Below are 12,459 nucleotides of genomic sequence, written 5' to 3'. Positions count from 1 at the left end.
GATTATCCCTTAGATCCAGCTGTTAAGTTCATTCCTTCAATGAAGTAACGCTGGAAGAAGAAGAAAATGGTGATAACTGGAAGTAATACCATAATCGATCCTGCCATCAAAAAGTTCCATTGCGTATCATTTTGACCTTTAAATATTTGTAATCCCAATTGCAGCGTATAGAGAGACTCATCGTTTATGTATAATAATGGACCAAGGAAATCATTCCATGCTCCGTTAAAAGAAAAAATGGCAACAGTGGCAATCGCCGGTTTTGCCAGTGGAATGAAAATTTTCCACCAGATATAAAGATGATTAGCACCATCAATTTTGGCTGCTTCAATTAATTCATTTGGTATCGTCAAAAAGAACTGTCTAAGCAAGAAAATATTAAAGGCACTTCCAAAGAAAGCAGGGAGAATTAACGGTAAATAGGTGTTTAACCATCCCAGCTTGGCATAAATTACATATTGCGGGACTAATGTAACAAACCCGGGAATCATCATCGTTGCAAGGACGATTGCGAACAAAACATTCCTGCCTTTAAACTGGATTTTTGCAAATCCGTAAGCAATAAACGAGTTTGCCACAACATTTCCGATTACAACGAAAAAAGTAATAAACAGCGTGTTTAAGGTATATTGCAAAAAAGGACCTTTTTGTAGTGTTATTAAATAGTTTTCCCAATGCCATTCTTTTGGGATAAAGGTTGGCGGATAGGTCATGATTTCTTTCATATCCTTCAAAGAGGTGGCAATCATCCACCAGATTGGGGATAAAATTAACAGACTTCCTAAAATTAAAATGATCAGGACAATCGTCTGACCAGTTTTTTTCTTGAAATTCGCACTTTTAAAATAGTTTTCCTTTGTTTGGGCTGCTGCACTCATTTCCGATCCTCCCCTTCATAATGTACCCAGCGCGGGGCAATCTTTAGGTTGAAAACTGTTAACACAAGGATGATGATGAATAATATCCAGGACATGGCCATCGCGTAACCCATATCGAAAACCTCAAACGCTTTGTTCCACATATGCAAATTGAAGAATACCAGTGAATTGGCTGGTCCGCCGTCTCCACTCTCACTCATTACGTAGGCTTCCTGGAAAATCTGGAAGGCTCCAATTGTACTCGTCACAAGATCAAAAAAGATAACCGGGGTAATCATTGGCAATGTAATATGAAAAAACTTTCTAAACGAGTTAGCCCCGTCAATCTCAGCTGCTTCATATAAGGACTGTGATACACCTTGAAGGCTTGCTAAGTACAAAAGCATTCCGCCGCCGACACTCCACATTTTCATAAAAATTAAAGCGTTCTTTGTCCAGGAAGGATCTGTCAGCCAAGCAGGACCGTCAATCCCTACAAAACCAAGCAGTGTGTTTACCAATCCTGAAGAAGGACTTAAAAGCTGCATCCAAAGCAAATAGACGCCTACACCGGATAAAACAGCAGGTAAATAAAAAATGGTTCGAAATACTCGCATCCCCTTTATTCCCTGATTTAAAAGAACGGCCAACAGGACAGCCCCCGTCGTTGTTAACGGCACAGAGATTACGACATAGTAAAGCGTGTTTTTCAGTGAGAGCCAAATTAGTGGGTCATTTGTAAACATTTTTTTGAAGTTATCGAGGCCGATAAAATCCATTTTTGAAGTGATGTTGAAATTGGTAAAGCTTCCATAGAGGGAAAATATTAGTGGTCCAGCCATAAAAAACAGAAAACCAATAATCCACGGTGCAATAAAAAGGTATCCCTGTAATCCTTCTTTTCGCTGATATGAGGACATTCCTTTTTGTTTTTTATTTTTTATTGTTATATCTGGTTTACTTGATACAATTGGTTCCATCTCGTTCATCCCTTCTGTCAAGGTTAAACAATCAGGGAGCGAATTGATGTCACTCCCTGAACAATTTCCTATTATTTTTTGTTAGATTTAACTAATTCTTCTACTGCTTTTTGAGCTGCATTCAATCCTTCTTTCGGTGATTTTTTCCCTAATAGAACGGACTCAATTTCAGGCTGGATTAAATTGATATAATCAGGTGCTTCAATTGGTGTTGGAGTTAGTAAGGTTTGTTTCATATTTTCAGCTGCTTCAGAATAAACCATTTTTCCTTCTTCTGAAAATTCTGAACTACCTGCAGATTTTTCTGCTGCTTCTTTGTTTGCTACAATATCAAAGTTTTTAACAGCCCAGTATTCCTGTGCCTGAACATCCGTTAAATACTTCAGGAATTCCCATGCTTCATCAGGATGTTTTGCTCCTTTAGGAATTTCAGCGACAAAGCCGCCGCCCCAGCTTGAATTGCCGCTTCCTTCTTCCATTGCTGGCAGAGGTGCAACACCGAAGTTCATACCTTCACCGTAATCTCTTATTTTCGTGAAGAAGTTTGCATTATCAGTAGTAATTGCTAGTTTACCAGCAACAAATGGATCTGCAGTTTGCTCACCAAACTCTGCCTTGAAGGTATTAATAATTTTATCACCGTAATAGTCATAATAGTTTTTCATCCATGTTAAGGCTTTTACATTTGTTTCATCATTGATAATTGCTTTATTTGCATCAAAATCCCAGTAACCTTTTCCATCTGCATTGATCATCCAGACATCTGCTCCGATTCCCTGGTTTGGCAGATAACCGATTCTTTCATACCTATCTCCTTTTTTCACATCAAGCTTTTTACCCATTTCTTCTAACTCTTCCCATGTTTTTGGAGGTGTATTAGGGTCAAGGCCAGCTTCTTCAAACATATCTTTATTCCAGAACATTAAACGTGTATCTGTGTTGAAAGGGAGTGCGTATGGATCTCCTTCATACAAACTTGCATTATACAATTCTGGGTAGAAGCGGTCTTTCACTTCTGGATCTTGCTTTAAATATTTTGCAAGATTAGTATTTTGATTATTTTGCGCACGGTGTCCTACTGCGTTAATGTCGTTAATGATTAAGTCTGCAGGATTTCCTGCAGCGATTGAAGCTAAGTTCTTAGTCCAAACATCCCCCCATGGAAGATATGTATGTTTGACTTCAATTTTATCCTGAGATTTATTGAAATCATCGATAATTTTTTCAATGATTGGCCTGCGTGTTTCAGAACCCCAAAATGTCCAGAAGTCGATAACAACTTTTTCGCCGTCTTTAGAATTACCGCTAGACTTTGTCGCTCCGGATTCTTTGCTTGAACAGCCAGCCAGGATTAAAGAGAAGCTTATGGCCAGAATTAACAGTGACACTAATGTTTTTCTTACTGTTTTCATTCATTTTCCCCCTAAATAGATTATTTGTTTTTGGTCACAACCCTCACAAACTATTGATTTGTAATTGTAAATTTTTCTCCCTCAATTTTTTCTCAGAGGCCTATGGAATTATATCGTTTCTTGATGCATTCATTGACGTTTGTTGTGGGATGTTGTGGACTTATTACTATTATTATATGAATACGCTTTCATGTCAATTGATTTTTGAAAATTCTATTAATGTTTTTAGCCATTTCCATAAAATAGACACAAAAGCGGTCAACAGGCTTCATCGAGTGATATTTCTGGTAACCCTCTAATGATAAAATGTGCAGAAGCCGTGCAGATTAAAGCTATTGAGCTCGCAAATAGTAATAACCCCACGCCCGTAGCAAACATGAATAGCAATAAAACCAACAAAAATCCACACGACATCAAAAATGTGATAACGGGGTTCCGGATTCCTAGCATAAAAGCAAAAAACAGTGTTTTATACCACGGGAACTGATAGCGCAGAAAAACAGGAAAACTATAGGACACGGCAATTAAAAATAATAAGCTAAACAACAATACTGCATAGCGAATGGTCACAAAGATATCAGATATTGCATTTCTTAGAATCAGCAGGTCTAAAAATAGCAAACCGCCAATTAGTACAATGGAAAGTCCAAGCGGATAGCTTTTTAGAAATAATCTCTTAAACTCACGAAAATAGACTTTAAAATCTGGCTCATACTGATCTTCCCTAACCCATTTGTCCATTACGCTAAACATTGAAGCTGTTGCTGGGATCACGGTAATGACCGGTAATGAAAACAATATCCAGATCGCGTTTAAATATAATAGTCTCCATAGCCACTCCATTAAAAAAGTAAGCGCTCTGCCCATATCACTCTCTCCTTTACATGTAATCAAAGAGAATGCCGGCGAACACCTTTTAAGCAGTCTCGGCACTCTCTGACGCCGTTCCTATTTAACTATTTACCTTTTTATCTGCTTCAAGGACCTCCAGTGCTTCGAGGGCAACTGTTAGAGATTGAATACTGTCTTTATAGGTTGCTAGCACGAATTTAGGATTTTGCTCTTCAATGGCCTTCGCGAATGCCTCCAGTTCAAGCTGATATAGTCCATGTTCCTCCGCCTCGAAGGATACTGCTGTCCCCTCCAACTTACCGCTTACACTTCCTTTAACAAGATCAAGTGTTAAATGCAGCTGGTCGGAAATCAGTTCTATTTGCGTAAATACATCCGGATAGGACCAAGTATGGGTATGATTTTGTAATATTCCATTTTGGTATTTCATCAAAAGGGTAAAGCTATCCTCAACCGTAAAGTCCCCGCCTTTTTGAACAACCAGATTGCCTTGGTAACCAGTTACTTTCTCTACTTCCCCAAGCAGATAGCGGGAGAGATCAAAGATATGAATCGCCTGATCAAATACAGGCCCACCTGAAATTTCTTTATTAAAAAACCAGCGCGGCCAGTTTGGTCGAAGTGCTAAACCATCAAGCATGGCACTGCGGACCCATGCAACCCGTTTGCCTTTAATAAGTTCTTTTAAGTAGGCAACAGCAGGACTGTACCGGTACATAAAGCCAACACTGTTAATGACTCCAGTTCTGTCTAGTATCTCATCGACTTTTTTAGCCATCTTGAGATTTTTTGCAGGCGGTTTTTCTATAAAACAATTAATCCCCCGTTCCGCTGCTTCACGGACAAGAAACTCCCGCACTTCTGGGGGTGTACATATAATGACTCCATCAGGCTTACTTTCCTCAAGCATTTTCACATAATCAGTAAAACCCTTCACACCAAATTTATTTGTGGCTTTTAAGAGGGTTTCTTCATTTAATTCACAAACACCAACTACTTTAATTCCAGATATTTTCTGCATCGTACTTAAATGCCCCTGGCCTTGCCAGCCAGTGCCAACTACTGCAATCCGTACCATCATTTCATTCTCCTCATCATTTTTTGGTTAAAAGGTAATTAAAGCAAAACCGACTAGGAATCAGACTTGCTTTCATCTAGTAAACTCTTAACCCATTGAAGAGCACTGGCGCAGTCATCAGTTGGATCATAATCCCCCGCTTCTTGCTCGATTGATACCGTCCGGTCATAGCCAATTTCTTTTAGGGCATATACACACTCAGCAATACCGGCAATTCCCGTTCCAAGTGCGACAGGATTATGCATACCTGCTTCCCTTACATCTTTTAGATGTACATTAAGTAAGGAATCCTTTAATTGCAAAATCGCTTCAGATGCAGAAAAGTCCTGTGTTCCATACCACCCCGTATCAACAACAGCACCAAGCAAGTCTCCATAATCACCGATAATCGCCTTGATTTCATCAGGATGCTTTTCTGGATGGTTCTCTACACCAACCTTGATCCCAAATTCATTACATAGACTATAAATTACCGGAGCTGACTCTTTGGAAATGCCGCTTGTAATTAAGTCAATTCCTAGCATTTTGGCTGTTTCAAAACACAGCCTCGTCCATCTTGGATAGCGGATTGGGTCGCCAAGCGAACAAGAATAAGAATAGACGCTTAAACTATAGCTCTGCCAAATTTTCTTTAATTCTTCTGCAAAATAAGGAGTCATAAATTTAGGAAAAGCATGTCCCATCCATAATTCCATATTTTGAAACCCCGCACCTCGTATATCCTGGCAAATGGTGTTGAATTCAGCTAAGCTAAATGTTTCAATTACTTTGCGCTCAGCTTCTCCCCATGCTTCCATACTTGACTGGTAGTTCGTTGCACGGGCAAAATAATTTGCACTTTGAAAGCCAATGATCATTATGAACACCTCTATAAAATTTATCCGGAAAATGTTCCAGCTGTTACAATCCGGTGATACGAATTTCTTCCTAAAGCACCTACTGGCATTTTCCATGGTGCATCGTGGTTTAGCCTCTCGACTTCTAACTCTTCAAACCGGTCAATCTCACCATTTAGCCACTGGTCAATTCGATACTCTGCAGATTCTAATCGTGAGAGTATTCCTCCATAGCGGATATCAATGATTTCCCAGCCAAAAGGTTTCATTGTTGAAAACCATAGTGAACGATGAAGCTTTCGTAAATCATCGACCATATTTCGTAGTGTTGGCAGTTCACCTTTCAGGCGTGTTAATCTCTGTTTATCATTTTGATCAAAGGCACTCTTTAATTTGATGCCTATGTCTGCTTTAATACTCAATACATGAGCCAGCTGGGTATAAAAACTAAAAATCCCTGCCCAGCTTGTGTTCCTGTCTTTCGCTTTTTCCAAGCGTGAAGCCAAATTTGCGTAATGTTCATTTAAATGCAAGGAACGAATATTCTCATCATATAAACCGAGTAAAACATCCTGCCATAACAAAAATTTAGATGGATGTGATTCATGCAGGTTATCTTTATAAACGCCAGGTGTCTCATCGAATTCATTTAAGGCAACAAAATCATCCCAATTGCCACCGGTGCAAAAATGGAACCGTTTGGCTAACTTCTTTTGACTCACTTCACTTGCATATCCGTGTTCGGCAAACAACTGCAGGCCAGCCAATCCGGTAAATGGATGTGTTTCTGCTCCGTTATCGCCCCACATGGTTGCAAATACCTCGCGGATTCCTTCTTTTTTACAAGCTTCTAAAGCGGCATTCGTGGTAACGATTGTTTTTCCATAGTTCGGAGCAATGCCATTCCAAGTCCATACGCCCCCGGCGAAGATCGGCTCTGAGCCAAATTCTTTATGTTTTCTCAAGAATATTCGGTAAAATTCTTCATCCGTATGATAATAATCCCAATAAACAAATTGAACATTTTTTGGCATAGATTCAATAACATCCTCTGGGATATTAGCATTTAAATCATAGTAATTTCCTGATTTGGAACCTAGTCGAAAATACATATCGCTCCAAATCATCGGTTTTAAGGCTAATTTTTCAGCGAGTGATAACACCCTGTGGAGATGTTTATTCATAATATCAAAGCGTTTTTGATATCCATGCTCCTCCAAATATTTCCCTAAGCCAAGCTGGTGTGCTTCGTCCATTCCAATATGGATACGCTTACTTCGGAACGGTCGTGAGGCAGCTTTTATCAACTCTTCAATAAATTCATAGGTTTCTTCACTATCTACTAATAAAATATCAGCGGTATCTCTTATTTTTGCTGCATAATTCCATTTCAGTGCCTCTGTTAAATGGGCGAGTGTTTGAATACATGGAATCATTTCGATGCCGAATTGATGTGCATAGTCATCACATGCTTGTAATTCCTGCTCAGTATATCGGCCCCGCATATAACCGAAATATGGATATTTCTCAACAGTAAAGGTATCCTCTGTGTACATCATGACAATATTCAAACCCATTAAAACCATTTTTCGTAAAAGGGTATGAATCCCGTCTACGGTCATTACGGCATTACGCGAGCAATCCACCATAACACCATTTGTTTTAAATTGTGGCTCTTCAGTTATTTCAAATTGATTACCTTCATTAAACTCCTGCAGCCACAATCCTAATGCACGAAAAAAGTGAATTTTTTCTTGATAGCGGATTACTCCATGGTCTTTCTGGCAGGCAGCCATTAATGAACCCGTTATTTGTTCCACAGTGATAGGAATTCCATCTTTCGATTGCTGAATATCCAACTCTCTGCAAATAATCTCTAATCCTTGCTCAAGCCCCTGCAAATCACCACTAAAATGAATATTCATCGTAACACCTACAATTCAAACCAATGGTTTTGATTCAGTTTCTTGTACCAGAAATAGCTGTCTTTTTTCGTTCGCTTCAATGTATGATAATCAACATGAACAAGACCGAATCTCATACTATAGCCATAGGACCATTCATAATTATCCATCAATGACCAAACACAATAGCCTTTTAAATTCACACCTGATGACAGCGCACGACTAATCTGTGTTAAGTGCTGCTTTAAGTAGTTGATTCGTTTATCATCAATAACACGACCATCGACTGGATCCTGATTATAAGTTGCACCATTTTCTGTGATGTAGATTTGTACATCACCATATTTATTTTTTATATCCATCAGCACCTTGTAAAAGGCATCCGCATAGATGGTAAACCCGATGTCAGTTTTATCAAATAAACCTTCGAGATGTTCACAATCAAACGTTCCATTTCCTTCTTTATATCTCGAAACCGTTCCAGTATAAAAATTGATTCCTAAAATATCGATAGGCTGCGAAATGATTTCCATATCGCCTTCTTGAATATTTACTTTTGCTCCTTTTTTTGCAAACCAATCTACTAAAATTTGCGGGTAGCTTCCTTTATATACGGGGTCTAAAAACCATTCCATAAACCATGCCGAGATTCTCTTACAAGCCTCGATATCTTCTGGTCGATTGCTAAATGGTTCATACCAAGTAACATTTGGCGCAAAACCAATTTCTCCAGAAATACCAAGTTCTTTAAATCGCTTTACAGCTCGTCCATGTGCCAGCAAGAGGTGATGGGCAACATCAAGAGAAGTTTGGAGATCTTTTTCCCCAGGAGCCTGCTCGCCAACGAAATATCCTAAAAAGGAAACACACCACGGTTCATTAATCGTTAACCACGATTTAATTTTTCCTGAAAACTCACGGAACAATAAATCAGAATACTCAACAAATGCCTCAATTGTTTGTCGATTCTTCCAACCGCCCTCATCTTGGAGAGCTTGCGGTAAATCCCAATGATAGATGGTACAAAGTGGTTCAATTCCATTATCTAATAGCTTATCGACAAACTGATGATAGTGGTCCAGCCCTTTTTGATTGACGTCACCTCTTCCGTTTGGTAAAATTCTTGGCCATGCAATGGAGAAACGATAGGTATTCACACCTAACTCCTTTAATAATGCAATATCTTCATCCATTCGATGATAGCTATCACAAGCAGTATCACCATTGTCTCCATTTAGGACCCTGCCAGGAATTCTGCTATAGGTATCCCATATAGACATACCTCTGCCATCTTCGTTATAGGCACCTTCAATTTGATAAGATGCTGTCGACACACCAAACCGAAAATCTCTAGGAAAAGTAATGATTGCCATAATTTTCATACCCCTTTCTTTATAACCATTTATATTCTTCTTGAGATGGCTTCATTTTCGTCCGCCTGATCCGTAATGAGGATATATGGTTGAGGGCGGAGAGTATTCATATTCTTCTCGAGCCAGTCACTCCACCTTTTTTGGTCTTTTTTAATACTGAGTCCGCTTAATCGTTTTAATTCTGTATATGCCTGCTTACTAAGTAACGAACGTACATCATCAATATAGGTAATTAATATTTCATACCCTTCAGAACTGCCGCACCGTGCTAATGCCCTGCCGACAGCTAGCTCTAGGAGGGCTCTCCTTTCTAAGAAAAAGTCTGCTTGATAGCCTTCATAACAATACTGATTGCTTATTGCTGGAATTGACAGTAGCTGTTTAAGGAATGGAACTGCGTCCACATCACCTAATTTTTCAGCACCAACACAAAGCGCATGAATGTAATAAAAAATCCCCCACATTTTGTCTGTAATGTCTTCTTCAGTTGGATTTAGCAGATCAGCTACCCTCTGCCACACCTTAATAGCCCGTTTATCCCTTGTTAAGCCTAATGAGTAAAGCAAATAACACACATCTGGCATTGCCCCATGGTCAGGAGGCATCGTAACATACAATATATCCGCCGTCCGTTTAGGAAGCTGTTCCCCTTGAAGCATGGTCATTATTTCTGAGATTAAGGTTGGCACTCCAGTTGTTGATCCATACATTGCTAAGGCTTGAGCTATTCGCACCTTACGAGTACCTACTGCTCCCGCATATTCTTTTTCAAGGAAAGGAATGATTCGTTTCCCCACTGTAGAAATTTCAACAAATGGTATTCGTTGTTGATAGATCTCATTCATCCGCATATTCGAGTATTCATAGAGTGGCTCATTCACCTCAATGGAATCTATAAGTGCAACTAATTGCTCATCAGAATATTGAAAGGGCTCAGTAGTTCTTGTCAAAATTTGTTCAGGAATCAAGCCCTCTTTCACAATTCTCTTTTGCAAATTCGAATATTCTATTTGTCTAGGAAACTTATTTTCCTTTACAGCCAGCGATGCTGCCAATGCTGCAATCCCGCCGAGATTTTCTAAATCCGATTGCATTCGAATCGCAGGCAGTGCATCATGTGTAGCAGAAATAGCTTTACCGACTACTAAAATTCCATCCAGCCCTTTTGGTAACAGCATTCTGTATGGGATTTCAATTTCAAGGTTTGGTGGAATGAACCCAGCATTCAGCCAGTTTGCTTCGCTAATCCCCTTCATATCATGGTTGCTGAAATGAATATTAATACAATCGTGCCAGCTCCTATGAAGCAATTGATCACTCATATTCATTACAACATCACCTATAATATGGCGGCTTTCACGAGGAGCTACATAAATTCCGTGATCATGACAGCCAGCAACGTCTACATTCCATCTTCTTCTTCCTGAGAGAATTGCTCTTGTGTAGTCATGGACATCTGACACATTCACCATACTCGTAAAATTATTTTGTAATTTTCCCGGTTTGTTATATTGAGCCAGCGAATACCACATTGTAACGTGATCACGAGCAGCACCATAGACAAATTCGGCCCCTGCAAAAGCTGCAAGATCACCATCACCGGTTGCATCAATCACACAGTCAGCTAATAGGGAACATGCCCCCCATCTTGTCGCGATCATACTTCCGCATACACGAGTCCCTTTTGTAATTGCTCCAAAGGTAATCGTATTGAACAGCATTTCAATTCCTAAACGGTCTGCTAATTCTAACAGCGCATACTTTTTTGCCTCAATATTCCATTTATGACCCTTATAGTTAATTCTTTTCTGGACATCATGGACGAGTTTCGTTATCTTCTCCGCATAACCATGGCGCTTCCCAAACCAATAGCTGTCAACTCCACCGAATGTACCTGTTCCCCCAAGCCCAGGATTGAGGTCAACAAGGATGGTGTTCATTCCTTCCTCTACAGATACAATCGCCGCAGCACCACCACTAGAGCCGCCGCCGGCAACTAGCACCTGGGCCTTTTTAGAAAGGAAGACTCCTTGGGCGGGAACGTTCCCAAAATCATGACTCTTTTCTAAAAAATCAACCGGAATTTTCACTTCATACTCAGTAATAACTTCAGCAGTAACACCTTTAACTTGAATTATCTGCTGATTCATCATTGAGAAATCGGTTACTAATTCCGCAAACTGTTCGCCAAAGGATGCTGCCTTTACTGGATCAAGCCAATTCGTATTGTTATTTTCATATAGGTCTTTATAAAAACTCCACACGTTCGGATAGTTAACTGCTATTTTTTCAAGATCGAAATTATGATCAGTCTGTATGTCCATACAATATGGACCCTTTAATTCATATGAACTTGCAGATAACAACGCTTTACTGAACGCTGGGACCTCTTGAATTAAAAACTCACTAAGCGAGATTCCTAGTTTTTGGGCGATTGTTTCACGAATCTGATTTCCTTCTAAACTATTTTCAGCCTCTAAATATAGTTGGTATTCCACATAGACATGACCATTCTCATGATAGCCATGAAAAAGGTTAATCATATTTTCCTTTATGTTTAAATCTGTTGGAACGGATATTTCCGCTTGGTCAATCTCTTGGACATTCGTAAACTCTAAAACGCGCTTATAGAATGTCTGCTCTTTTTCAGCGGTAGATTTCAAAGCATCTTCGGTTAAAAAGGTAGTGATAGCCGTTTCCGTTGCATCGACAATTCCTTTACATCGGATTAGCTGCCGTCCTGATTTATTTGCCATCACCAATCCATTCCAATCAGCTTCAAAGCGAGTGATAGTGATTGGAAGTGAACTATACAATAATTCAACACCAGCAGCAAATAATAGGTCCTCAAGATGTATTTTCAATTGATCCATCTGAAAAACAATCATATTTCCATTCTGTACAGGTTTCCCACATGCATTTATACAAGAGTCGATTAACTGGGATCTAAATGAATGAGATTGCTTAATCCAAGGGCTAAGTGAAGCGGTCATTTCAATGCCTAAATAGGTTCTGGATTCCACCACCATTACACGTTTACCTTGCTTGGCAAATTGCAATGCACTCGCAATACCTGCAAAGGATCCACCGAGTATGACAACATCGACTTCTGCTAAAATAGGAATATCACCGGCAGGCAATTGAGGCTTTTTCATATTCATTACCTC

At 39.5% G+C, this 12,459-nt stretch carries 9 protein-coding genes; all 9 read right to left on the bottom strand.

Annotated features, from left to right (window positions below):
* Positions 1-2: 2 nt before the first annotated feature.
* Positions 3-878 (bottom strand): carbohydrate ABC transporter permease, encoded by an 876-nt coding sequence (locus tag ACY3XC_RS14300; RefSeq protein ID WP_464869150.1) that lies wholly within the window; start codon positions 876-878, stop codon positions 3-5.
* Positions 875-1,837 carry a carbohydrate ABC transporter permease gene (locus tag ACY3XC_RS14295; RefSeq protein WP_464869149.1) on the bottom strand — a complete coding sequence of 321 codons (963 nt, stop codon included), beginning with the start codon at positions 1,835-1,837 and terminating at the stop codon, positions 875-877. The genes ACY3XC_RS14300 and ACY3XC_RS14295 overlap by 4 nt, the downstream gene beginning before the upstream one ends.
* Positions 1,838-1,908: 71 nt before the next feature.
* Positions 1,909-3,249 carry an ABC transporter substrate-binding protein gene (locus ACY3XC_RS14290; protein ID WP_179156343.1) on the bottom strand — a complete coding sequence of 447 codons (1,341 nt, stop codon included), beginning with the start codon at positions 3,247-3,249 and terminating at the stop codon, positions 1,909-1,911.
* A gap of 258 nt (positions 3,250-3,507) precedes the next feature.
* Positions 3,508-4,116, bottom strand: coding sequence for a YesL family protein (locus tag ACY3XC_RS14285; RefSeq protein WP_464869148.1), 609 nt, complete (start codon positions 4,114-4,116; stop codon positions 3,508-3,510).
* Positions 4,117-4,201: 85 nt separating this feature from the next.
* On the bottom strand, positions 4,202-5,182 hold the full coding sequence (locus tag ACY3XC_RS14280) for a Gfo/Idh/MocA family protein (protein ID WP_464869147.1): 981 nt from the start codon (positions 5,180-5,182) through the stop codon (positions 4,202-4,204).
* A 50-nt stretch (positions 5,183-5,232) separates the two neighbouring features.
* Positions 5,233-6,036, bottom strand: coding sequence for a sugar phosphate isomerase/epimerase family protein (locus tag ACY3XC_RS14275; protein WP_464869146.1), 804 nt, complete (start codon positions 6,034-6,036; stop codon positions 5,233-5,235).
* A gap of 20 nt (positions 6,037-6,056) precedes the next feature.
* A complete protein-coding gene (locus ACY3XC_RS14270) occupies positions 6,057-7,940 on the bottom strand; it encodes a family 20 glycosylhydrolase (protein ID WP_464869145.1) in 1,884 nt (627 codons plus the stop codon).
* Between the two features lie 8 nt (positions 7,941-7,948).
* On the bottom strand, positions 7,949-9,292 hold the full coding sequence (locus ACY3XC_RS14265; RefSeq protein WP_464869144.1) for a GH1 family beta-glucosidase: 1,344 nt from the start codon (positions 9,290-9,292) through the stop codon (positions 7,949-7,951).
* A gap of 29 nt (positions 9,293-9,321) precedes the next feature.
* Positions 9,322-12,447 (bottom strand): FAD-dependent oxidoreductase, encoded by a 3,126-nt coding sequence (locus tag ACY3XC_RS14260; RefSeq protein WP_464869143.1) that lies wholly within the window; start codon positions 12,445-12,447, stop codon positions 9,322-9,324.
* Between the last annotated feature and the right edge of the window lie 12 nt (positions 12,448-12,459).

The sequence above is a fragment of the Bacillus sp. CZDM1 genome, from assembly GCF_055502545.1.
The sequence above is the reverse complement of the archived record's forward strand: the minus strand, read 5'-3'. Positions and strand labels throughout refer to the sequence as shown.